Genomic DNA, 23,556 nt, shown 5'->3' on the forward strand with positions numbered 1-23,556 from the left:
TCGGGCGGCCGTTCCAGGCCGCGGCGCTTCGGGGAGAAGGCGCCGCGGCATTACACTTCACCCTATTCGAAGTCTTAGAGATCGCCCGATCCGGGGACAACCATGACGCAAGCACAAACCGGCGCCAGCCTGCGCCTGATTAAAAAGTACCCCAACCGTCGCCTGTACGACACCCGGACCAGCACCTACATCACCTTGGCGGATGTCAAGCAACTGGTCCTGGCCAACGAAGAATTCCAGGTTGTCGACGCCAAGAGCGCCGAGGACCTCACCCGCAGCATCCTGCTGCAGATCATCCTCGAAGAGGAGAGCGGCGGCATGCCCATGTTCTCGTCGAACATGCTGTCGCAGATCATCCGTTTCTACGGCCACGCGATGCAGGGCATCATGGGTTCCTACCTGGAAAAGAACATCCAGGCCTTCATGGAAATCCAGCAGCGCATGGCCGAGCAGTCCAAGGGGCTGTACGGCAGCCAGTTCGGCCCCGAGGCCTGGACCCAGTTCATGAACGTGCAGACGCCGATGCTGCAGAACATGATGAACAACTACATCGACCAGAGCAAAAACCTGTTCGTCCAGATGCAGGACCAGATGCAAGACCAGACCCGGGCCATGTTCTCGAACTTCCCGTTCACGCCGGGCGGTTCGCAAGGCGGCGGCCGCAAGCCGTAGCGGATCCTCCGGACTCGCGGCCTGGCCGCGGTCGAGAAAACCAGCCAGCCGGCGGCGCGATTGCCCGCCGGCTTTCTTTTGGCTTGACGGTACGCAAGCATCCTCTTGTTTCGGACCATTCCGATTCAGGGTGATGTCAGATTTTTTCGTTACATTAATGCAAACGGTTCTTGTTTATGTTTTGAACACCGTCGTTTCAATCGAGCTTTGAGGATGACCCACATGATGAAGAAAGCCTTGGCGCTGGCCATTGTCGCTTTGAGCGTGTCCGCCGCCCAAGCGGCCGAATACCCCATCGGCAAGCCCGTTGAAAAAGGCGGCATGGAAATCGGCGCGGTCTACCTGCAGCCGATCGAAATGGACCCGCCGGGCATGATGCGTCCCGCCAAGGATTCCGACGTCCACCTGGAAGCCGATATCCACGCCACCGCCGGCAACCCCACCGGATTCCCGGAAGGCGAGTGGATGCCCTACCTGGTCGTGAACTACGAGATCCAGAAGGTCGGCAGCCAGAACGTGCAAAAGGGTGAGCTCATGCCCATGGTGGCCAACGATGGCCCGCACTACGGCGAGAACATCAAGCTCGAAGGCCCGGGCAAGTACAAGCTCAAGTACACCATCCTGCCGCCGACGGCCAACAAGATGAACCACTTCGGTCGTCACATCGACAAGGAAACCGGGGTGGGCGACTGGTTCAAGCCGATCGAACTCGAATACGACTTCGTCTACGCCGGCACCGGCAAGAAGGGCGGTTACTGATCGTGCGTCGCCTGTCTCGCGTCATCTGCGTGCTGCTGGTTGGCCTGGCTGGCATGGCCGGCATGGCGCCCGCGCAGGCGGGCGAACTGCCTACCTTCACGTTGACGTTCAAGCCCAATGGCACCTTTGAGCCGGCCACGCTGGAAGTGCCGGCCGGCCGCTTCAAGATCGAACTGATCAACGAAAGCAACGAGCCGGTGGAGTTCGAGAGCATTCCGCTGCGCAAGGAGAAGGTGCTCGGCCCCGGGGTCAAGTCGTTTGTGGTCATCACCATCTCGCGACCCGGCGAGTATCCGTTCTTCGATGATTTTCACCAGGCGGTCAAAGGCACCCTGATCGTCAAGCCCAAGGAATAGGCGGCCGCACCACATGGAACAGGTTCTTTTCATCGTCTGGCGCGAAAGCGTCGAAGCCATGCTGGTGGTGGGCATTCTGTACACCTGGCTGCGCGCGACGCCGGAAGGCAAGCGCGGACTGAAGTATCTGTGGGGTGGCGTTGGCGCGGGGCTGGCCCTGGCAATCGCGCTGGCGCTGGTGCTGCTGGGCGTATCGTCGTGGCTCAGCGACGAAGGCCAGGAATGGTTCCAGGCAATCATGTCGCTGGCGGCCTGCGTGCTGGTGGTGCAGATGGTCGTGTGGATGAAGAAGCACGGTCGCACCCTCAAGAGCGAGCTCGAAAGCGGCGCCCGCTCCTCGGTGGCCCACGACAACTGGTGGGGCCTGTTCGTCCTGGTGGCCATCGCGGTGGCCCGCGAAGGCAGCGAAACCGTGGTGTTCCTGTACGGCACCGTCGCGGCGGGCGATGGCGGCAGCGACATGCTGATGCTGGCGCTGGCCGGGGTGGCCGGTTTCTTGGTGGCGCTGCTGACCTTCTGGCTGCTGCAACTGGGTGGCAAGCTCATCACCTGGCGTCGTTTTTTCCGCGTGACCGAAATCCTGTTGCTCTTGCTGGCCGGCTCGTTGCTGGTGGGCGGCCTGGATCACCTGATTTCGCTGGACGTGCTGCCGACCCTCGTCGACCCGGTCTGGGACAGCTCGTGGCTGTTGAGCGACAGCACCGGCGTTGGCAAGATTCTGGCTGATTTCGCGGGCTATCGCGCCTTGCCCGCCCTGATTTCGGTACTGTTGTGGGTTGCGTACTGGATCGTGGTGTGGACGTTGCTGCGCTGGGTGGGCGGCAAGTCCGCGCCGGTCGCGGTCACCCGCGCCGCCTCTTGAGCGCCGATTCCAACGTGTCTATCGGACTGAATTAATGAAGGTTTGACCATGGCAGCTGCACTCGGGAGGGCAACCTCCCGTATCGCCGACTTTCTTCGAGACCATGCCCCTCTGTTGCGCAAGCTGCAGTGGGGCATTGTTGCGATATACGCGTTCCTGCTGATCGTGCCGGCCATCATGCCGCTGCCGGACAATTCGGCGTCGGTTTTCAACAACCTGACCATCGTGGCCCAGTTCGCCTTCTGGGGCGTGTGGTGGCCGTTCGTGCTGATCTCCATGCCGATCCTGGGACGCGCCTGGTGCGGCTGGTTCTGTCCGGAGGGCATGCTCACCGAATGGGCCAGCGAACGCGGCCAGGGGCATGCCATTCCCAAGTGGATGCGCTGGGGCGGCTGGCCCTTCGTGGCCTTCGCGCTCACCACCATCTACGGCCAATTGGTCAGCGTCTACCAGTATCCGCTGGCGGTGCTGGCGGTGCTGGGCGGTTCGACGGTGGCGGCGATGATCGTCGGTTGGCGCTATGGCCGCAGCAAACGGGTCTGGTGCAAGTACCTCTGTCCGGTCAACGGCGTCTTCAACCTGCTGGCGAAGCTGGCGCCGTGGCACTTCAAGGTCGACGAGGAAAAGTGGCGCCATCCGGTCATCCGGATCGAACCCATCAACTGTGCGCCGCTGGTGCCTTTGCGTCACATGAAGGGTGCCGGCGATTGCCACGTGTGCGGCCGGTGCAGCGGCTATCGCGGCGCCATTGCGCTGACGCCGCGCTCGCCCGAGGAAGAGGTCGTCAGCGTCACCGATGGCGAACCGTGGCAGACCGCGCTGCTGTGCTTCGGCCTGATGGGCATTGCCATGGGCGCCTTCCTCTGGAGCGCCAGTCCGTGGTACGTGACCGCCAAGCAGTGGGCCGCGACCTGGCTGGTCGAGCATGACATCATGTGGCCTCTGATGGACAACGCGCCGTGGTTCATCCTGACCCACTATCCGGAAGTGAACGACAGCTTCTCCTGGCTCGACGGCGCCGGCATCATGATGTTCGTGGTGGGCGCGACGATCTGCATCGGCGGCGCCAGCTTCCTGTCGCTGTGGATCGCCGACCGGTTGGCGCCAGCGGCGCCAGTGGAGGGACAGCCCGCGGGCGGCTGGTTCCGCCCCGGATTGCACAAGTTGGCGCAGGGCCTGATTCCCTCGGCCGGCATCGGCGTGTTCCTGGGCTTGTCGGCCACCACCATCAACCTGCTCAAGCACGAGGGCGTGCGCGCCGCGTGGGCGGCGCCGGTGCGCTTTACGCTGCTGACGCTGGCCGTGCTGTGGACCCTGCGCCTGTTCGCGCGGTTGCTCAACCAGCGCCCGGTAAGCCTGGCGCGCAAGGGCGCGGCGTGGCTGGTGCTGGCCGCCGGCCTGGCGCCGTTCTGCTGGGCCTGGGTGCTGTTCTTCGCCATCTGGTGACAGTGGCAGGGATGCGATGCGGCCGTTGGGGGGCCGGTGCCGGGGGCCGGCGCGGCATTATCCCGGCCGCGGGAGCGTCCCTTGGCCCGGCGTGGTGCGATAAAGTGGAGGGTCTATTTTCCTCCCCACGGCAACCTTCCCTCCAGCCCATGGCCACCTACGCATTCCGTCTTCTCAACGTCTTCGCCTCCAGCACCTTCACCGGCAACCCCCTCTGTGTATTCGAAGACGCGCGTGGCATGGACGATGCCACCATGCGCGAGCTGGCGGCGCAGTTCAATCTTTCCGAAACCACTTTCATCCTGCCGTCCGACGTGGCCGATGCGCGGGTGCGCATTTTCACGCCTGGCTTCGAGATGGGTTTCGCGGGCCATCCGACCATCGGCACGTCGCAAGTGGTGCGCGACCTGCTCAAGCGCGGCGATGCGTTGACGCTGGAATTCAAGGCCGGCGTCGTGCCGGTCACCGCGCAGGGTGACGCCTGGACTTTCACCGCGCCTTGCCCGAATGGCGTGCGCACGGCGGCGCCGACGCTGCCGGCCGCTGATATTGCCGCACTGATGGGGCTGGACCTGGATGACCTGGCGGATGATCCCCTCTGGGTGGATACGGGCGCGGACCAGCTACTGGTGCCGCTCAAGAACGTCGACGCGTTGCGGCGCGCGAATCCGGATGCCTCGCGGCTGGATCGCTGGCAGGCCAACAGCCTGGGGCGCAAGGTCTGCTATATGTTCGCCTTCGACCCGAATCGCCAGCAGGACGGGCGCGATGTCGTGGTGACGCGTTATTTCTACGCCAAGCCCGGCGGCGGGGTGCAGGAAGATGCCGGGACCGGATCGGCCTGCGCCAACCTGGGCGGCTGGCTGCGGCATCGGCAGCATGCGCTGCCCGCCAGTTTCCTGGTGGAGCAGGGCGACCAGATGGGCCGTCCTTGCCGGTTGCTGCTGGATGTGCAGGCCGATGGCCGCATCCAGGTGGGCGGCCGCGCGCTGGAGATCGGGCGCGGCACGGTGGACGTCTGAGTGTGCGCGCGGGTCCGGCATGACGGGGCTGTGCCTGTCAGGCGGGCCGGGGTGCTGCTGGCGGCAAAGCGGTCCGGTGCGGACTCTGGACTGTCGGCTTCCCGCGCGCAATGAAAAACGGCGCCTGTGTGTGAGCACAGGCGCCGTTTTTCATTGCATGGCCATCAAGGCCCGGCGGGTTACTTCTTGTTCTTGGCCGGGTCGACCTTGATGTTGTTCATCACCTGCTTCACGCCTTCGACGCCGCGGGCGACGGTGGCGGCGTGGTCGGCTTCGGCGGCGGTGCCGACGGTGCCGGTCAGCTTGGCCACGCCATCGGTGGTTTCAACGGCGATGTCCAGCGCGCTCAGTTGCTTGTCGGCCACAAAGGCGGCCTTGACCTTGGTGGTCACGGTCGCGTCGGAGGCGTATTCGCCCACGGATTGCTTGGGCTTGCCGTCATTGGCGGCAAAGGCCATGGAAGTGAAGACAGCGCCCGTACCCAGTGCGGCGGCGGCGATCAGCTTGCGAAATTCCATAGTTGTGCTCCTTGTGTATGTGGTTTTCAGCGCGTTCAGGACGCAACGGCTAAGCGAAAGTTCTTTGGGTGCGATGTTCTTCTTCTATTTCTTGCGGAATGCGCCGCCCAGAATGGACAGCAGCGCCAGAACCAGGAAGACGAAGAACAGGATCTTGGCGATGCCCGCGGCGCCGGCGGCGATGCCGCCGAAGCCCAGGACCGCCGCGATGATCGCAATGACGAAGAAAACTACGGCGTAGTGCAACATGTCGGCTTCTCCTGGTGGCGCGGGATCAGGGGTTGCGATCGAAGAAATCGCGCACTTCCTTTTCCGCCTGTTCCTTGGTCTTGCCGTAGCGCTCCTGGATCAGGCCAGCGAGGCGTTCGGCGTTGCCTTCGGTGCGGGTCAGCTCGTCGTCGGTGAGTTCACCCCAGGCCGCCTTGGCCTTACCGGTCAGTTGCTTCCACTTGCCAGCGATGATGTCGTTGTTCATGGTGACCTCTCTTCGTTAGTGGCGAACGCAGCGGCTTATGGCCGATAAGCTCTGTATTCGCGGTTGAGTTGGGCACTGATCAGCTTGGATTCAAGGTACAGGGCGGCGACGAGGGCTGTCAAAGGGGCGCTGTGGGTAAATGTAACGGCCGGGGACGGGGCAAACCGTGCGTCTTATGACGGTCAGGTAGCGCAGGCGTACCAGAGCGGGAGTTACATCTGAGCAACCTATTGAGCCCTTTTGAGCGGGGCTGGTAACGGGACCTGTACGGCCGATTCGCATAAAAGCGGTGGCGCGTGATGCCTCGCGACGGGTCACCGACGCTGGCCCCATGCCCGCTGGATCGGTATAGTCGGGGCAGGCTCCGCGGCCGGTTCCGAGACCGGCGCGGTCTGGCGACATCACTCACGAGAGGGCACGCATGACCCGACGATTCCTTGGCACGATTCTGCTGGCGCTGGCCACGATGGCCGCGCTGGGATGCGCCCATGTGACGGACCACTATCAGGCCGCGGCGCCCGTCTCGGCGCCGCACGGCTAGGGCCAGGGCTACGATCGGGCGCCAGGTCCGGTGGGGCGGCGACCCGCCGCGGCCATCCAAAAGAAACGGGGCGCTTTCGCGCCCCGTCTTCATGCGATTTCCGGATCGGGATCAGCTTTCGCGGATGCGTTGGGCGATGTGTTCCAGCGCCTCTTCCACCTGGTCCACGAGGATCAGGCAAAGATCGCCCGCCTGCAGGCGAGCCAGCGCCGTGTCGATCGCCAGGAACTCGCCGTGAATCTCCTCGATGTGGCGGGCGCGGCTGGCGTTGACCAGGCCTTGCTGTAGCAGGGCCAGCACTTCGCCGTCGGCGCGGCCGCGTTGGCATTGGTCCTGATACAGCAGCACGTCGTCGAAGGCTTCCCCGAGGATCTCGGTCTGCATGCGGATGTCTTCGTCACGGCGGTCGCCGGCGCCGCTGATGACCACCGCGCGGCGCTTGGCGGGCATTGCATCGACCGCACGTACCAGCGCCTGGATCGCATCGGGGTTGTGGCCGTAGTCGGCAATCACGGTGGCGCCGCGATAGTCGAACACGTTGAAGCGGCCGGGCGCGGTCTGGGCGTCGTTGACAAAGGTGGCCAGGCCGCGGCGGATGATGCTCCAGTCCAGATTCAGCGCCCAGGCCGCGGCGATCGAGGCCATGGCGTTCTCGACCTGGAACACGATGGTGCCGTTGCGCGTGAGCGGGATCTCGGCCAGCGGGAAACGGGTTTCCTCGCTGCCCTGGGCCGCGACGATCGCGTCGCCGTCGCGGTACACCACGCGCAGGCCCTGGGCCCGGTGCGTCGACATGATCGGGTGGTTGCGGTCTTCGGCGAAGTAAGTAATGGAGCCGGGGCAACTGGAGGCCATCTCCGCCACGATGGGGTCGGCCGCGTTTAGCACGGCGGTGCCGCTCGGATGCACATGCTGCACGATCACGCGCTTGACCACGGCCAGGTCCTCGACGGTGCTGATGTACCCCAGGCCGAGGTGGTCGCCCATGCCGATGTTGGTGACGATCGCGACGTTGCAGCGATCGAAGGCGAGGCCCTCGCGCAGGATGCCGCCCCGTGCGGTTTCGAACACCGCGGCATCGACGTCCGGATGCATCAGCACGCTGCGGGCGCTGCGCGGGCCGCTGCAGTCGCCGGTGTCGATGCGCAGGTTGTCGACGTAGACGCCGTCGGAGTTGGTCATGCCGACGCGGTTGCCGGCCACGCCGAGGATATGGGCGGTCAGGCGCACCGTGGTGGTCTTGCCGTTGGTGCCGGCCACCGCCACCAGCGGGATGCGGCCATCCTCGCCATCGGCGAACATATTGGCGATGATGGCTTCGCCCACCGCGCGGCCCTTGCCGAACGAGGGATTCAGGTGCATGCGCAGGCCGGGCGCGGCGTTGACTTCGACCACGCCGCCGTTCTGCTCTTCGAGCGGGTAGTGCACGCTTTCGGCCACTACGTCGACGCCGCAGATGTCCAGGCCGATCATGCGCGCGGCCGAAACGGCGCGCGCCGCCATCTCCGGATGGACCTCGTCCGTGACGTCCGTTGCCGATCCGCCCGTGCTCAGGTTGGCGTTGTTGCGCAGGAAGATCAGGGTGCCCGGCGCCGGCACGGAGTCGGCGTCGAAGCCCTGCTTTTTCAGCGTCGCGAGCGCGATGTCATCGAAGCGGATCTTGGTCAGCGAAGTGGCATGGCCATCGCCACGCAGCGGGTCGGCGTTGACTTGCTCGACCAGTTGGCGGATGGTGTGCACGCCGTCGCCGGTGACCTGCGGCGGATCGCGGCGCGAGGCCGCGACCAGCGCGCCGCCCACCACCAGCAGGCGGAAGTCGTGACCGGGGATGTAGCGTTCGACGATGACTTCGGAACTGATTTCCTCGGCCACTTCAAAAGCCTGGATCACGCGTTCACGCGTCTCGATATTGACCGCCACCCCGCGGCCCTGGCTGCCGTCGCGCGGCTTGACCACCACCGGGCCGCCCAGCTCCTGGGCCGCGGCCCAGGCGTCTTCGGCGGTGGTGACCGAGCGGCCCAGCGGCACAGGCACGCCGGCGGCGTCCAACAGCATCTTGGTCAGGTCCTTGTCCTGCGCGATCGATTCGGAGATGGCGCTGGTCAGGTCGGTCTCGGCGGCCTGGATGCGGCGCTGCTTGCTGCCCCAGCCAAACTGCACCATGCTGCCTTGCGTCAGGCGACGGTACGGAATGTTGCGGGCGGTGGCGGCGTTGACGATGGAGCCGGTACTGGGACCGAGGCGCACGTCCTCGTCCAGCTCGCGCAGGCGCTTGAGGGCGTCGGCCAGGTCGAACGGCGTGTCGTCCAGCGCGGCCTGCACCAGTTGCTGCGCCAGGTCCATGGCGAGGCGGCCGACTTCTTCCTCGCTGTATTCCACCACGACCTGGAACACGCCGGGTTCGGTGGTGGGCGAGGCGCGGCCGAACGTGACCGGGCAGCCGGCGTAGGCCTGCAGCGTCAGCGAGACGATCTGCAGCACGTGCGCGATCGAGACCGCGCCCTGGTGGCCTTCGGGGCGCAGCAGGCCGGTCTGAGGCAGGCGCGCGCGCAGGCGGGCTTCGAAGTCGGGCAGGTTGTCGATCGAGCATTCGGCGTCGGCGCACGACACGATGGCCTCGATCGCCGTGTTCTTGCTCCACAGGTTGGGGCCGCGCAGCGCTCGGATACGGGAAACTTCCATGGCAGGTATTCCTGTCTAGCTTGCGCGCGCCGCGGCGGGCCGCCGCGGCGCGCGCGATGATGTCAGTGTTGCTGGATCCAGCGGCGGACGAGATCGATGGTGGGGCCGGAGAAGGCTTCGTCGGATTGCAGCAGCACGAAGTCGCCCGCCGCAATGCCGGCGAGCTGGCTCTCGATGGCCCTGCCGTGATCCGGCTCGTCCAGGATCTGCTTGACGCGGCTGCCTTGCTCCAGCCCCTGGCGCAGCAGCGCGCGGGCCTGGCCGGCGGGGCGCTTGCTGGTGACAGTGGTGTCGTCATACAGCACCACGCGGTCGAACGCATCGCCCAGCAGCTTGCCTTGCTCGATCAGGTCCACGTCGCGGCGGTCGGCGCCAGCCGAATAGACGGCGGCGCGGGTGGTCGCTGGGAACTGGTCGATGGCCGTGATGAGCGGGCGCAACGCGGAGGCGTTGTGGACATCGTCCACCACCACGGTGCTGCCGTTGCGCTCGAACAGGGTGAACTGCCAGGGCGCGTCGGCCTGGTCGATGTCGAAGGTCTCGATGCCGGCGCGGATGAGTTCGACCGGGATGTCCAGCGCCCACGCGGCGCCGACGGCTGCCAGCACGTTCTCGACCTGGAAGGCGACGCGGCCGCCATGGGTCAGCGGGATCGCGGCGACGTCGGCCAGGCGCTCTTCGTGCGCGCCTTGCGCCAGCACGATGGCGCCGTCGCGCACGAACACCGCGCGGCCCTCCTGTTGCAGGTGGGCGGTGATGGCGGGCAGGGCGGGATCGATGCCGAAGAAGATCACGGCGCCGTCGGACAGCTCCGCCATTTCCACCACGCGCGGATCGCGCGCGTTGAGCACGGCGGCGCCGGTCGGCAGCACCACGTCGACCTGGGTGCGGAACACATTGAACATGCGCTCCGTTTCGTTGATGTCGAAGTCGCCGAGATGGTCCGCGTCGTCGATGTTGGTGACCACGCCGACCTGGCAGCGGTCATACGCCAGGCCCTGGCCGAGGATCACGCCGCTGTCGTTCTCGATGACGGCGGCGTCGACGTTGCGGTTCATCAGCACGCGGGTGCCGGACGCGAAATCGGCGCGGTCGCCCTTTTGCACCAGGCGGCGGTCGAGGTACAGGCCTTCGCTGCAGGCCAGGCCGGTGCGCTTGCCCGACAGGTGCAAGAGGCGCGCGATCAGGCGCGCGACCACGGTCTTGCCGTTGGTGCCGGTGACGCCGACGATGGGAATGCGGCCGGCATCGCCTTCGGGGAACAGGTGCTCGACGATGGCGTGGCCGACCGGGCGCGGGGGGCCGTCGGCCGGCTTCAGATGCATCAGGAGACCCGGGCCGGCGTTGACTTCGACGATGGCGCCGCGCTGCTCGTCGAGCGGGCGCGAGATGTCCTCGGCCACCAGGTCGACGCCGGCGATGTCCAGGCCGACCACGCGGGCCGCCAGGGTCACGGTAGCGGCGACGCTGGGGTGCACGCGGTCGGTGACGTCGAAGGCGACGTTGCCGCTGCGCTGCACCAGCACGCGCTGGCCGTCGGCCGGCACGCTGTCTTCGGACAGGCCCTGGCGGGCGATTTCGAGGCGCGCGGCCGAATCCAGCCGCACCGGATTGAGCGGGTGGTTTTCGGTGCGGCCGCGGCGCGGGTCGGTGTTGATCTGGTTGTCGATGAGCTCGGTGATGGTGGATTTGCCGTCGCCGGTGACCCAGGCCGGCTCGCCGGCCGCGGCGGCCACCATGCGGTTGCCGACCACCAGCAGGCGGTGTTCGTTGCCGAGCACGAAGCGCTCGACGATGACGCCGCTGCCCTCGTCGACGGCGACGCGGTAGGCGGAAACCACTTCCTCGCGCGTGGTCAGGTTGGTGAACACGCCGCGGCCGTGGTTGCCGTCATACGGCTTGACCACCACCGGCAGGCCGATGTCCTCTGCGGCCGACCAGGCGTCGTCCTCGCTGTCGACCAGGCGACCCTCCGGCACCGGCACGCCGCAGGTCGATAGCAGTTCCTTGGTCAGGTCCTTGTCGCGCGAAATGCCTTCGGCGATGGCGCTGGTGCGGTCGGTCTCGGCCGTCCAGATACGGCGCTGGCGCGAGCCGTAGCCGAATTGCACCAGGTTGCCTTCGAACAGGCGGATGTAGGGGATGTCGCGGTCGTCGGCGGCATCGACGATGCAGGCGGTGCTGGGGCCCAGGCAGTGCTTGTCGACCAGCCGGCGCAGGCGCGCCACGGCGGCGTCGACGTCGAACGGACGGTCTTCGATGGCGGCCATGACCAGATCGCGGCCTTCGTTCAGGGCGGTGCGGGTGACCTGTTCCTGCCAGGCGCGCACGACGACCTTGTAGACGCCGCGGGTGGAGGTTTCACGGGCCTTGCCGAAGCCGCCGCGCAGGCCGGCCAGGTTCTGCAGCTCAAGGGTGACATGTTCGAGAATGTGGCCGGGCCAGGTGCCTTCCTTGACGCGGGACAGGAAACCGCCCCGCACGCCCGGGCTGCAGCGGTGCTCGATCAGGGTCGGCAGCCAGGCGGTCAGGCGCTCGTAGAAGCCGGGGATCGTGTTGGAGGGATAGTCCTCCAGTTCGCCGATATCCACCCACGCCTCGAGTACCGGACGGTACGTCCAAATGTTCGGGCCGCGCAAAGCCACGACATCGAGGAATTCAATGTCTTTCTTTTTCATGTTTTAATTTACTTGAGAAGCAGGTTGGCACGCGCGGACGCCCCTATGCAAGACCGCGAATTTATTGGGGTTGCGCCTTAAGAATAATGCCAACGAGTGGGGGATCCCAGATATTCCTAATTAGAAAAATCGGCTGATACTATACGACGCCTTCAAAGGCGTGAACTCGTTGTGTTGTAAGGAAGGGACACGTTGCCAACCCGGGGTTGGCATGCCGTCGCCGCCTTGTAGGGCAGAGTCCTGGCCCGGTATGCGTTCTAATGAAAAAAACACACCTGCTTTCCGGCCTAGCCGAAGCCTTTCCTGCCCGCTGGCGGGATGACATCCGCGCGGAACTGGCGCAGGATGAGACCCTGCTGGCCTGGCTTGAAATAGACCTGGACCAGCGGCTGAAGTTCCAGCCCGGCCTGGTCGCCGTCACCGATCGCCGCCTGATCGCCCGCAATGCGGCCGATACCGGCTGGGAATCCTGGGCGTACGGCCCTCAACTGTCCCTGAATCTTTCCGACCACGCTGGCGCGGCCGTGCTGGAGCTGCACGACGACACCGCGCGCCTGGGCATCTGGCGCTTCACGCTGGCCTGCAATCCGGCCGCGCTGCGGCTGCTGGGCCAGTTCGAGGCCCAACAGGCAATCCGCCTGTCCGGCCAGCCACAAGCCGAGGCGGGCGAACGCCAGTGCACGATCTGCAACAACGCCATCCCGGCTGGGCAGGACGAGTGTCCGGTCTGCAACCAGGAGCAGGCGGCGCCCTCGACCACCTGGGCGCTGCTGCGCCTGTGGCGCTTCGCGCGGCCGTATCGCGGGCCCTTGCTGGCCGGTTTCCTGCTGACCCTGCTGGGCACCGCGGCGACCCTGGTGCCGCCGTACCTGACCATGCCGCTGATGGACGACGTGCTGATTCCGTTCCAGAACGGCGCGCCCATCGATTACAGCAAGGTCCGCCTGTACCTGGGCGGGCTGCTCGGTTCCGCCATCCTGGCGTGGGGCCTGGGCTGGGCGCGGACCTACATCCTGGCCTGGGTCAGCGAGCGCATTGGCGCCGACCTGCGTACCACCACCTATGAGCACCTGCAGCAGTTGTCGCTGGAGTATTTCGGCGGCAAGCGCACCGGCGACCTGATTTCCCGCATCGGCAGCGAGACCGACCGCATCTGCGTGTTCCTGTCGCTGCACCTGCTGGACTTCGCCAACGACATCCTGATGATCACCATGACCGCGGTGATCCTGGTGTCGATCAATCCGTGGCTGGCGCTGGTCACGCTGGTGCCGCTGCCGTTCATCATCTGGATGATCCATGCGGTTCGCGACCGCCTGCGCCATGGCTTCGAGAAGGTCGATCGCATCTGGTCGGAGATCACCAACGTGCTGGCCGATACCATTCCCGGCATCCGCGTGGTCAAGGCCTTTGCCCAGGAGAAGCGCGAAGTGGCGCGTTTCCGCGAGGCCAACAACCGCAACCTGGAAGTGAACGACCGGGTCAACACCACCTGGTCGCTGTTTTCGCCCACCGTCACGCTGCTGACCGAGGTCGGGCTGCTGGTGGTGTGGATCTTCGGCATCTGGCAGGTCTCGCAGAAGCAGATCACGGTGGGGGTGCTGGCGGCGTTCCTGGCGTACATCGGGCGCTTCTACACCCGCCTGGATTCGATGAGCCGCATCGTGTCGGTGACGCAGAAGGCGGCCGCCGGCGCCAAGCGCATCTTCGACATCCTGGATCACGTCTCGAGCGTGCCGGAACCCCAGAACCCGGCCAAGCTGCCGCAGGTCAACGGCCGCATTGAGTTGCGCGACGTCGGTTTCCGCTACGGCAACCGCCAGGTCATCCGCGGCCTGGACCTGAGCATCGCGCCCGGCGAGATGATCGGCCTGGTCGGGCACAGCGGCTCGGGCAAGAGCACCCTGATCAACCTGATCTGCCGCTTCTACGACGTGTCGGAAGGCGCGATCCTGGTGGACGGCGCCGACATCCGTTCGGTGCGGGTGGCCGACTACCGCCGCAACATCGGGCTGGTGCTGCAGGAGCCCTTCCTGTTCTTCGGCACCATCGCCGAGAACATCGCCTACGGCAAGCCGGACGCTACCCGCGACGAGATCGTGGCGGCGGCCCGCGCCGCCCATGCCCATGAATTCATCCTGCGCTTGCCGCATGGCTACGATTCGCTGGTCGGCGAGCGCGGCCAGGCGCTGTCCGGCGGCGAGCGCCAGCGCATCTCGATCGCGCGCGCGCTGCTGATCGACCCGCGCATCCTGATCCTGGACGAAGCGACCTCGTCGGTCGACACCACCACCGAGAAGGAAATCCAGAAGGCGCTCGACAACCTGGTGCGCGGCCGCACCACTATCGCCATCGCCCATCGCCTGAGCACCTTGCGCAAGGCTGATCGGTTGGTGGTGCTGGACCGTGGCCAGATCGTGGAGCAGGGCCCGCACGAGGAACTGATGGCGCGTGAAGGCGCCTACTACCGGCTGTATCAGGCGCAGGCGCGCCAGAACGAGGCCGATGCACAGTCCTCCGGCGGCGAAGACATGGCCGCCGTGGCCTGAGCGAGATAACCGTCATGACGCTTCCCGTTTTTCAACTGCGACGCAATGCGTTCGGGCGTTTGGTGTTCCAGGGTGCCGACGGCGTCGCGCACGAAGGCGTGATTCCGGTGCGGGCCTTTCCGATCAGCGAGGCCGATCGCGGGCTGTCGCTGGTGACCGGAGAAGGCCGCGAGCTGCTGTGGATCGAAAGGCTGGCCGACGTGCCCGCCGCCGAGCGCGCGCTGATCGAAGAGGAACTGGCAGGGCGTGAATTCATGCCCGAGATCCGCAAGCTCGCCAGCGTGTCGACCTTCGCCACGCCCAGCGTCTGGAAGGTGGAGACCGACCGCGGGGCCACCAGCTTCACGTTGCGGGGCGAGGAGGACATCCGCCGCCTGAGCCCGCAGACGCTGCTGATCGCCGACAGCCACGGCATCTTCTATCTGGTGCGCGACATCCTGTCGCTCGACAAGCACAGCCGCAAGCTGCTGGATCGCTTCCTCTGACCGCTCAGTCCGGGGCCGCGCGCTTGAACGGCGTGTGGGTCTCGAGCTCGCCCAGGTAGTCATCCACCGCGGCGGTTTCCTCATCCAGAAATTGCTGGATCGCAGCCGCGAAACGCGGGTCGGCGACCCAGTGCGCCGACCAGGTGGGCGTGGGCAGCAGCCCGCGCGCCATCTTGTGTTCCCCTTGCGCGCCGCCCTCGAATCGCGACATGCCGTGGGCGATGCAGTAAGCGATGGCCTGCAGATAGCAGGTCTCGAAATGCAGCCCCGGCACGTATTCCGTCGCCCCCCAATAGCGCCCGTACAGCGTGTCGCCGCCCGCCAGGTTCAGGGCCGCCGCCACCGGCTGGCCGTCGCGCTCGGCCAGGATGAGCACGAAGGCGTCGGGCTGGTCACGGTAGGCGCGCAGGAAGAATTCGCGGCTCAGGTACGGCGGGTTGCCGTGGTTGAAGTAGGTATGGCAATAGCACTGATAGAAGAAGTCGAGGTCGGCGGCGTCGATCTGCGCGCCGCGTAGCCAGCGGAACGTCAGCCCGGCCTGCGCCACCTTTTTGCGGTCCTGGCGGATCTTCTTGCGCTTGTCGTGGCTCATCGTGGCCAGGAAGGCGTCGAAATCGGAGTAGCCAGGATTGGTCCAGTGGAACTGCACGCTTTCGCGCACCATGAAGCCGGCCTCGCGCAGGGCTCGCAGGTCCGCGGTGGCCGGAAACAGCAGGTGCAGCGACGACACCTGGATCTCTTCGGCAAAGGCGACCAGCCCGCGCACCAGCGTGTCGCGGTCTTCGTCGCTGCCGGCCAGCAGGCGCGGGCCCGAGACCGGGGTGAACGGCACGGCCGCCAGCAGCTTGGGGTAGTAGCGCAGGCCGTGACGCTCGAAGGCGTCGGCCCAGGCGTAGTCGAACACGTACTCGCCGCGCGAATGCGATTTCAGGTAGAGCGGCACCGCGCCCGCCAGCGCGTCGTCGCGCCACAGCATCAGATAATGGGGCGACCAACCGGTGCGCGGCGCGGCACAGCCGGAATCGTGCAGCGCGTGCAGGAACGCATGCCGCAGGAACGGCTGGTCCCCGGCCAACGCATCCCATTGGCGGGCGTCGATGCGCGACAGGTCGGTCTCGATGGTCAGGCGTAGCGGCGAATCCATGAACGAATGATAAAGTCTTCAGTGGCGCATGGCGCGCGGCGCGGGATGACCGCGCATGGTTATTGTCTTGCGGGCGGCGTTGTTCCGTCCCGCACCGGAAATCTTCATGGACAGCAATTCGATCCTTCCCGTGAACGGGAGCGATCCGCACGAACCCGGCACGCCCTGTCTGCGTGCCCAGGCCCTGCAGGCGCTGGCCGCCACCGGCTGGGCCGACAAGCTGGCGCGGGTGCGCGCCATCGGCGAAGATGCCCCGCTCGATAGCGTGCGGCGCTACGCGACGCCGGATGGATTGCCCGGGCGGCCCGCCGCGCCGGTGCTGGTGGCGCCGTCCGAGGTGCCGCAGCGTTCCATGGCGACGCTGGAGGGCCGCGCGGCGCTGCTGCACGCGCTGGCGCACATCGAATTCAACGCTGTGAACCTGGCGCTGGACATCCTCTGGCGTTTCGCCGGCATGCCGGATGCGTTCTACCGCGACTGGCTGCGCGTGGCGCGCGAAGAGGCTACGCATTTCGACCTGCTCAATCAGCGGCTTGCCGACCTGGGCCATGCCTATGGCGACTTTCCTGGCCACAACGGCTTGTGGGAGATGGCCGAACGCACTTGCGGCGACCTGCTGGCGCGCCTGGCGCTGGTGCCGCGCACGCTGGAGGCGCGCGGCCTGGATGCGTCGCCGCTGATCCGCAACAAGCTGGCCGGCGCCGGCGATGCGCGGAGCGCGGCCATCGTCGACATCATCCTGCGCGACGAGATCGGCCACGTAGCCATCGGCAACTATTGGTACAAGCGGCTGTGCGCCGAGCAGGGCAGGGAGCCGGTCGCCTGCTATGCCGAGCTGGCCAGCCGCTACAACGCGCCGCGGCTGCGTGGCCCTTTCAACATGGAAGCGCGCCGCGCGGCGGGTTTCGACGAGGCCGAACTGGCCGCCTTGCTCGACAAACGCGCCGTCATGGGCGAAGCCGAAGACAGCCAGCGCCGCCCCGACGGCGGCGCGGCCAACGCATCCGCAGGAGCGCTTTCTCGATGACCTTTCGTCGCGCCATTCCCCTGGCCGCCATGCTGGCGTTGTCCGCGCCCGCCGCGCACGCCGCCGACACCTTCGCCGCTTGCCTGGCCGGATTGCGCGCCCCCGCCGCAAAGGCGGGCGTGTCGGGCGCCACGTTCGACCGGCATACCGCCAGCCTGTCGCCCGACATGGCGGTGATCGGCCTGCTGGATGCGCAGCCGGAATTCAAGACGCCGATCTGGGACTACATGGCGGCGCTGGTCGACGACGAGCGCGTCGCCGACGGCAAGGCCGGCATCGAGCGCTGGCGTGCCGAACTGGACCGCGCCGCGGCGCGCTACGGCGTGGACCCGGCCACCATCGCGGCCGTATGGGGCGTGGAGAGCAATTATGGCCGCACCCTGGGCGGACGGCCGCTGCTGACCTCGCTGTCGACGCTGTCCTGCTTCGGGCGCCGCCAGGCGTACTTCCGCGGCGAGTTCTTCGCCGCGCTCAAGATCGTGCAGGACGAGCGCATCGACCCGGACAAGCTCAAGGGTTCCTGGGCGGGGGCGTTCGGCCAGACCCAGTTCATGCCGTCGACCTATCTGCGGTTGGCCGTCGACTTTGACGGCGACGGCCGCCGCGACCTCATCGACAGCGTGCCCGACGCGCTCGCCTCCACGGCCAACTTCCTCAAGCGCGCCGGCTGGAACAGCGGCCTGGACTGGGGCTACGAGGTGATCCTGCCCGCTGGCGCGAACATCGCCGGCGCGGGACGCAAGAACAAGCGTCCGCTGTCGTTCTGGCGCGGCCAGGGCCTGACCCGCGCTGACGGCAAGCCGTTGCCCGGGGGCGATACGCCCGTCGGGCTGCTGTTGCCGGCCGGACCGAAGGGGCCGGCGTTCCTGGTGACCCGTAATTTCGATGCGCTGTATTCCTACAACGCCGCCGAAAGCTATGCGCTGGCGATTGCGCACCTCTCCGACCGCCTGCGTGGCGGCGGCCCGCTGGCGCAGGCCTGGCCGACCAATGATCCGGGGCTGTCGCGCGCCGAGCGGCGCGAATTGCAGCGGCTGCTGATCGCCCGCGGCTATGAGCTGGGCGAACCCGATGGCATGATCGGCGAGCGCACCCGCGAAGCCCTGCGCGCGGCGCAGCGCGAACTCGGCCTGCCTGCCGACGGCCGCGCCGGTCAGAAGGCGCTGAAAGCCCTCAAGGCCTCCCAGGCTCCCCTGGCCTCGCCAGCCCCGCGCGGCGCGGGCTGAGGGCCGGAACGACAAGCTTTGCAAAGATCGCCGGTTGCCGGCCTTTGGATGACCACATCGGCGCCGCCACGGGCCTATACTGGATTTCCGATTTTCCTGGAGAACGGCGATGAGTCTATTGGATACCTTGGCCTCGATGGCCGGCGGCGGCCAGCAAGGAGGTTCCGCCTCGCTGCTGCCCGCCCTGATCGAACAACTGAGCAAATACCCGGGCGGACTTTCCGGCCTGATCGCCAGCTTCCAGCAGGGCGGCCTGGGCGAGATCGTCGCGTCCTGGATCGGCAAGGGCCAGAACCTGCCGGTCAGCGCCGACCAGCTCGGCCAGGTGCTGGACCCGGGCGTGGTCAACGAACTGGCCGCCAAGACCGGCCAGGACACCGGCTCGGTGCTGGGCTCGCTGTCGTCGCTGCTGCCGCAACTGATTGACAAGGCCACTCCCGAAGGCGCGGTGCAACCCGGCCAGTCGCTCAATCCCGCCGACCTGCTGGCGTCGCTGTCGGGGCTGTTCGGCAATCGCGGCTGAATCCCGGCATGAGCCTGAACGCGGTGCGCGGCAGCACGCGTTGTTGACTCCCGCCGGTGGCGGCCGCTGCAAAAAAAATGGCCGACCCGTGAAGGTCGGCCATTTGGCGCTATGGCGGAAATTTGGTGGAGCCGGGGGGAATTGAACCCCCGTCCGCAAGCCCTCCGCAACCAGTTCTACATGCGTAGTCGATCTATTTGGTTTTAACCCTGGACTTAGCCAACCGACAGGCCGGACCAGAGCGATTCACGTAATTTAAATTTGAACCGTGTGACCCCAGTTCAAACCGATTCCTTGTGAATGTCGCTGCTGCGGTTCGAGGGTTGCCCCCCTAGGAAGTTGCCTTCCTCCGCCTGACCCAAGGACAGATCAGTGCAGCGGCTCACCGCTTAAGCGGCGAGAGCGAAACGCTCGTCGTTGGCGTTTGTAGTGTTCCAGTGGTTTAACGAGCGTACTGGTGCTCGGCATGCCCTGAGTTGTTTCGCGACCCACGTCGAATCCGGATCGGCCCCAAGAACTTCTATTGTACTGGTAAACGCGATAGCCCGCTGCGTTTCCGCGCCCGCCCGCCCGGACGTGGCGCGAATACCGCAATGTGGCCTAGGCGTTGGCGCAGGCTGCCTTGCCGGCAGGACGGGCGCGCGAGGCCGCCATGAGCACGAACGCCAGGGCGACGGATACCGCGACGATGACCGCAGCCGCCCAGCCGAGCGAGGCCAGGCCGTACTGGTCGATTACGTGGCCGCCGACCACGGCGCCCAGCCCGATGCCGATGTTGGCGCCCGAAATGTTGAGCGACGCGGCGAAGGCGGGCGCTTCCGGCGCCGACTTCATCAGGCGCACGTGGCAGACGATGAACAGCGCCGCCTGGGCGATGCCCCAGATCGTCAGCGCTACGGCCAGCAGGCCATGCGATTGCATCACCGGCGCCACGAAGGCCAGGCCGACCGCCATCAGCGACGAGAACAGCGCGGTGGCGCCCAACGGGCTACGGTCGACCATGCGCCCGCCCAGGGTGTTGCCGATCAGGCCAACGGCGCCGAACGCCATCATGGTCCAGCCGACGATCTGGCCATTGAAGCCGGCCAGGCGCTCCAGCATGTCCGCCAGGTAGGTGTAGGCGGTGAACATGCCCGTGAACACCAGCAACGACAGCAGCACGTGGCCCACCACGATCGGGTTGCGCAGGATGCGCAGTTGCGTCACCAGTTTCACGTTTTCGGCGCGGATGCGGGTGCTGGGGAAGGCCAGCAGCAGCAACAGGGCCTTGGCGAACGCCACCGCCGAGAGCACGCCGAAGGCCGCGCGCCAGCCGAAGGCGTCGGAGATCAGCACGCCAATGGGAATGCCGAACACCGTCGCCGCGACGATGCCGAACGCCACCATCGAGATGGCGCGGCCGGCGCGGGCGGGGCCCACCAGTTCCACCGCGGTGGCGCTGGCCAGCGACCAGAACACCGGCAATGCCAGCGCCGGCACGAAACGGGCGACGGCCATGACCCAGATGTTCGGCGCTGCCGCCGCCAGGGCGTTGGACAGGCCGAACAGCGCCAGCACGCTGATGAACAGTCGTTTGCGCTCGATGTTGGCCATCAGCGCGGTCAGCAGGGGGCCGGTGGCAGCCACCGTGAAGGCGAAAAGTGTCACCAGCAGACCGGCCTGGGAAACCGTGACATCCAGATCGCGGGCCAGGCTGGGCAACAGGCCGACGATCAGGAATTCGGTGGTCAGGATGGTGAAACCGGCGGCCGAAAGTAGCAGGATGGGTAAAAGCATGGGCAATTCCAGGTGCGCACGAAGCTGTGAGGCAACGCGCGGTGGACGGATTGATGGTCTAAAAGGTCTAGGTTGCGCGCCGGGGAGACGTCGGCGCGCGGGCGCATGAGGGTGGCAAACCGTCGATGCGTAACGAGAGTCGCCGTGCGGGCTTCGCCGCGCGGCGCCCGGCTTTGGCCGGGAAAGGCAATCGGGAGGCACCCGCATTGCCTTGCATTGAAGACACTTTAATTCACCGGCGGCCGGGGATAAACCCTTTTCAGTCGGATAAATTGTTCGGTCAGGCCAACTAATCCGGCCGTGCCGCTGTCATCCCGGCCCGCATGCCGCCAGGCTGGGCGGCGATGCGGGACATGGGAGATCAGCGAGGATGACGGCGCCTTAACGCAGATCGCGCGGCAGCAGCGGCTCGATTGCCGCCCACAGCTCGGCCGGGGTGTTGGCGCAGGTCTCGGCTTCCCAGGTGCTGATGTTGTCTTCTTCGCCGACGTATCCATAGGCGGCGGCGACCGCCGGCATCCCGGCCGCGTGCGCCGCCTGGATGTCGCGCAGGTCGTCGCCGACGTAGACGCAGCGGTCGGTGGCGAAACCGGCCTCGCGCGCGGCATGCTGCAGCGGCAGGGGATGCGGCTTGGCGTGGGCGGTGGTGTCGCCGCAGACCAGCACGGCGCTGTCGCGGGTCAGGTTCAGGTGTTCGACGATCGGCAGGGTCAGGTAGGTAACCTTGTTGGTCACGATGCCCCAAGACAGGCCGCGCTGGCGGATATCGGCCAGCAGCGCCTCGATGCCCGGGAACAGCTTGCTGTGGACGGTGGAGCTGGCGGCGTAGTCTTCGAGGAATTGCAGGCGGGTCGGCTCGTATTCTTCATCGCCCGGCTTCAGCCCCAGCGCCACGCGCAGCAGGCCGCGCGCGCCCTGTGACGCGACCGGGCGCAGCGTTTCGTAGGGCAGGGGTTCCAGTCCCCGGCGGGTGCGCTGCTGGTTGGCGGCGGCGGCCAGGTCGGGGGCGGTGTCGGCCAGCGTGCCGTCGAAATCAAACAGGATCAGGGCGCTCATTTGCGGGTAGCCATCAGGTAGTTGACCGAGGTGTCGGACGTCAGCGAATAGATCTGCGTGATCGGGTTGTATTCCATGCCGCGCATGCCCACCGGTTCCAGGCCGGCGCCGCGGGCGGCTGATGCCAGTTCGCTCGGCTTGATGAACATATCGTAGGTGTGGGTGCCGCGCGGCAGCAGGCGCAGCACGTATTCGGCGCCGATGATGGCGAACAGGAACGACTTCGGATTGCGGTTCAGGGTCGAGAAGAACACCCAGCCGCCCGGCCTGGTCAGCGTCGCGCAGGCGCGCACAATGGAGGCCGGGTCCGGCACGTGTTCCAGCATTTCCATGCAGGTGACCACGTCGAATTGGCCCGGCTGCTCGGCCGCCAGTTGTTCCACCGGCACCTTGCGGTACTCGACCTTCACGCCCGATTCGAGGCCGTGGAGCTTGGCGATCTTGAGCGACTTGTCGGCCAGGTCGATGCCGGTGACCTCGGCGCCCGCGCGGGCCATGGCTTCCGACAGGATGCCGCCGCCGCAGCCGACGTCCAGCACCTTCTTGCCCGCCAGGCTGCCCACGCTTTCCTGGATCCATTCCAGACGCAGGGGGTTGATGGCGTGCAGGGGCTTGAATTCGCTTTCGGGGTCCCACCAGCGGCTGGCCAGCGCGGCGAACTTGTCCAGTTCGGCCTGGTCTGCGTTGACGGTGGCTTGGGCGGAATCGTGGGTTTGGGGGCTCATGGGCGGTCCAGCATAAGACGGCTCTATATATAGAGGGTCGGCGGCGCCCGCGGGCGCCGGAGCGTTTGCACCGGATTAGTGCAAGCCGGGCGAAAAAAAGGGCCTCGCGATGCGAGGCCCTTTATTGTAGCTAGTCCGGCAATTACTTGCGGCTACCCACGATTTCGATTTCAACGCGACGGTTCTGGGCGCGGCCTTCCTTCGTCTTGTTGGAAGCGATCGGGTTCTTCTTACCCTTGCCTTCCGTGTAGATACGGTTCGGATCGATGCCCTTGCTGACCAGGTAGGCCTTGACCGAAGCGGCACGGCGCTCGGACAGCTTCTGGTTGTAGGCGTCCGTACCGATCGAGTCGGTGTGGCCGACGGCGATGATGGTTTCCAGCTCGATACCGCGAGCTTGCTGGGCGACTTGGTCCAGCAGTTGACGGCCTTCTGGCTTCAGGGTCGACTTGTCGAAGTCGAAGAACGTGTCAGCGTTGAACACGACCTTGGCCGCCATCGGGGCCGGCTTCGCCTTCTGTTGTGCAACCGGAACGCCGTCGCAGCCGGGGATGCCGGTGGCCGGGGTCCAGAACGCATCGCGCCAGCACAGTTCGTTCGTACCGTTCTTCCAAACGTTACCGAACGGATTGCGCCAGTTGTCCACCGTCTGGGGATAGGTCTGGGCCGAGGCTACACCCGAGGCCGTGACGGCGGCGAAGGCGAGCGCCAGAGCGAATTTGGAGGGTTTGTTCATGTTTCTCCTCGTTGAGCTTGAAGCTGGATAAGTGACTCGCAGCGAACCCCCGCCGCATATCAGGAAAACGGGGCCAGTATAGCAACGCCAAGAGCTGGTTCAAAGGAATAGCTACTGGGTTTCCTGCGTGCTGGAAACAATCTTAAGGCATTTGGGGGGCTTTGGCTTCCCTGGACAGCCGCATTGGTGCTGGATATGACGTTTTCCGCGCTCCATCCGTTTGCCATGTTGGTTTTTGACAACAGGCTCGCGGGACCTTGGCGAACGCACCGGTGCCGCTTGCCGCCGACATCCGGTTGCG

General features: G+C 66.2%; 21 protein-coding genes and 1 other RNA gene. 11 read left to right on the forward strand and 11 right to left on the reverse strand.

What is annotated here, in order from left to right:
- Window positions 1-102: 102 nt before the first annotated feature.
- The 6 genes from phaR (at window position 103) to AAID08_RS07165 (ending at window position 5,117) form a co-directional block, all read left to right on the forward strand.
- The gene (phaR, locus tag AAID08_RS07140) at window positions 103-672 is read left to right on the forward strand and encodes a polyhydroxyalkanoate synthesis repressor PhaR (RefSeq protein WP_006393587.1); all 570 of its coding nucleotides are present in this window, start codon (window positions 103-105) and stop codon (window positions 670-672) included.
- 222 nt (window positions 673-894) lie between these two features.
- A complete protein-coding gene (locus AAID08_RS07145; RefSeq protein WP_006393588.1) occupies window positions 895-1,431 on the forward strand; it encodes an iron transporter in 537 nt (178 codons plus the stop codon).
- A gap of 53 nt (window positions 1,432-1,484) precedes the next feature.
- Window positions 1,485-1,787 carry a cupredoxin domain-containing protein gene (locus AAID08_RS07150; protein ID WP_395757804.1) on the forward strand — a complete coding sequence of 101 codons (303 nt, stop codon included), beginning with the start codon at window positions 1,485-1,487 and terminating at the stop codon, window positions 1,785-1,787.
- Window positions 1,788-1,800: 13 nt separating this feature from the next.
- Window positions 1,801-2,649, forward strand: coding sequence for an FTR1 family protein (locus tag AAID08_RS07155; RefSeq protein WP_054501475.1), 849 nt, complete (start codon window positions 1,801-1,803; stop codon window positions 2,647-2,649).
- A 48-nt stretch (window positions 2,650-2,697) separates the two neighbouring features.
- A complete protein-coding gene (locus tag AAID08_RS07160; RefSeq protein WP_175167611.1) occupies window positions 2,698-4,095 on the forward strand; it encodes a 4Fe-4S binding protein in 1,398 nt (465 codons plus the stop codon).
- 149 nt (window positions 4,096-4,244) lie between these two features.
- Entirely contained in the window at window positions 4,245-5,117 is an 873-nt protein-coding gene (locus tag AAID08_RS07165) for a PhzF family phenazine biosynthesis protein (RefSeq protein ID WP_395757483.1), read from the forward strand.
- 179 nt (window positions 5,118-5,296) lie between these two features.
- On the opposite strand, the gene AAID08_RS07170 is transcribed toward AAID08_RS07165, so the two are convergent.
- The 5 genes from AAID08_RS07170 to cphA (AAID08_RS07190) form a co-directional block, all read right to left on the reverse strand.
- A complete protein-coding gene (locus AAID08_RS07170) occupies window positions 5,297-5,635 on the reverse strand; it encodes a BON domain-containing protein (protein WP_024068163.1) in 339 nt (112 codons plus the stop codon).
- A gap of 84 nt (window positions 5,636-5,719) precedes the next feature.
- A complete protein-coding gene (locus AAID08_RS07175) occupies window positions 5,720-5,884 on the reverse strand; it encodes a DUF1328 domain-containing protein (RefSeq protein ID WP_006389411.1) in 165 nt (54 codons plus the stop codon).
- A gap of 25 nt (window positions 5,885-5,909) precedes the next feature.
- The gene (locus AAID08_RS07180; RefSeq protein ID WP_006389412.1) at window positions 5,910-6,110 is read right to left on the reverse strand and encodes a CsbD family protein; all 201 of its coding nucleotides are present in this window, start codon (window positions 6,108-6,110) and stop codon (window positions 5,910-5,912) included.
- Between the two features lie 652 nt (window positions 6,111-6,762).
- Window positions 6,763-9,333 carry a cyanophycin synthetase gene (cphA, locus tag AAID08_RS07185; RefSeq protein WP_054501472.1) on the reverse strand — a complete coding sequence of 857 codons (2,571 nt, stop codon included), beginning with the start codon at window positions 9,331-9,333 and terminating at the stop codon, window positions 6,763-6,765.
- 62 nt (window positions 9,334-9,395) lie between these two features.
- Entirely contained in the window at window positions 9,396-12,011 is a 2,616-nt protein-coding gene (gene cphA / locus AAID08_RS07190) for a cyanophycin synthetase (RefSeq protein WP_054501471.1), read from the reverse strand.
- A 260-nt stretch (window positions 12,012-12,271) separates the two neighbouring features.
- Here cphA (AAID08_RS07190) and AAID08_RS07195 point away from each other — a divergent pair, with 260 nt between their 5' ends.
- Window positions 12,272-14,557 carry an ABC transporter ATP-binding protein gene (locus AAID08_RS07195; protein WP_064527105.1) on the forward strand — a complete coding sequence of 762 codons (2,286 nt, stop codon included), beginning with the start codon at window positions 12,272-12,274 and terminating at the stop codon, window positions 14,555-14,557.
- A 14-nt stretch (window positions 14,558-14,571) separates the two neighbouring features.
- Entirely contained in the window at window positions 14,572-15,042 is a 471-nt protein-coding gene (locus AAID08_RS07200; RefSeq protein ID WP_049072299.1) for a DUF1854 domain-containing protein, read from the forward strand.
- A gap of 4 nt (window positions 15,043-15,046) precedes the next feature.
- On the opposite strand, the gene AAID08_RS07205 is transcribed toward AAID08_RS07200, so the two are convergent.
- Window positions 15,047-16,186 (reverse strand): GNAT family N-acetyltransferase, encoded by a 1,140-nt coding sequence (locus AAID08_RS07205; protein ID WP_395757484.1) that lies wholly within the window; start codon window positions 16,184-16,186, stop codon window positions 15,047-15,049.
- Window positions 16,187-16,292: 106 nt separating this feature from the next.
- Between AAID08_RS07205 and AAID08_RS07210 the strand changes: the two genes are divergently transcribed.
- The 3 genes from AAID08_RS07210 (at window position 16,293) to AAID08_RS07220 (ending at window position 18,962) form a co-directional block, all read left to right on the forward strand.
- Complete coding sequence (locus AAID08_RS07210; protein ID WP_240317363.1) at window positions 16,293-17,213, forward strand: ferritin-like domain-containing protein; 921 nt, start codon at window positions 16,293-16,295, stop codon at window positions 17,211-17,213.
- The gene (locus AAID08_RS07215; protein ID WP_395757485.1) at window positions 17,210-18,439 is read left to right on the forward strand and encodes a lytic murein transglycosylase; all 1,230 of its coding nucleotides are present in this window, start codon (window positions 17,210-17,212) and stop codon (window positions 18,437-18,439) included. Before AAID08_RS07210 ends, AAID08_RS07215 begins: the two co-directional genes overlap by 4 nt.
- 109 nt (window positions 18,440-18,548) lie before the next feature.
- A complete protein-coding gene (locus AAID08_RS07220; protein ID WP_054501465.1) occupies window positions 18,549-18,962 on the forward strand; it encodes a YidB family protein in 414 nt (137 codons plus the stop codon).
- Between the two features lie 123 nt (window positions 18,963-19,085).
- On the opposite strand, the gene ssrA is transcribed toward AAID08_RS07220, so the two are convergent.
- From ssrA to ompA, 5 genes are all read right to left on the reverse strand, one after another.
- Window positions 19,086-19,474: a transfer-messenger RNA gene (gene ssrA, locus AAID08_RS07225) on the reverse strand.
- An 88-nt stretch (window positions 19,475-19,562) separates the two neighbouring features.
- Window positions 19,563-20,738, reverse strand: a complete 1,176-nt coding sequence (locus tag AAID08_RS07230; protein WP_054501464.1) for an MFS transporter — start codon at window positions 20,736-20,738, stop codon at window positions 19,563-19,565.
- A 381-nt stretch (window positions 20,739-21,119) separates the two neighbouring features.
- On the reverse strand, window positions 21,120-21,794 hold the full coding sequence (locus tag AAID08_RS07235) for an HAD-IA family hydrolase (protein ID WP_175167614.1): 675 nt from the start codon (window positions 21,792-21,794) through the stop codon (window positions 21,120-21,122).
- Window positions 21,791-22,519 carry a bifunctional 2-polyprenyl-6-hydroxyphenol methylase/3-demethylubiquinol 3-O-methyltransferase UbiG gene (gene ubiG, locus AAID08_RS07240; RefSeq protein WP_395757486.1) on the reverse strand — a complete coding sequence of 243 codons (729 nt, stop codon included), beginning with the start codon at window positions 22,517-22,519 and terminating at the stop codon, window positions 21,791-21,793. Before ubiG ends, AAID08_RS07235 begins: the two co-directional genes overlap by 4 nt.
- 142 nt (window positions 22,520-22,661) lie before the next feature.
- Window positions 22,662-23,255, reverse strand: a complete 594-nt coding sequence (gene ompA, locus AAID08_RS07245) for an outer membrane protein OmpA (protein ID WP_054429492.1) — start codon at window positions 23,253-23,255, stop codon at window positions 22,662-22,664.
- Window positions 23,256-23,556 lie beyond the last annotated feature (301 nt).

This window comes from Achromobacter sp. EB05 (assembly GCF_044232075.1).
Classification (GTDB): Bacteria; Pseudomonadota; Gammaproteobacteria; order Burkholderiales; family Burkholderiaceae_B; genus Achromobacter; species Achromobacter dolens.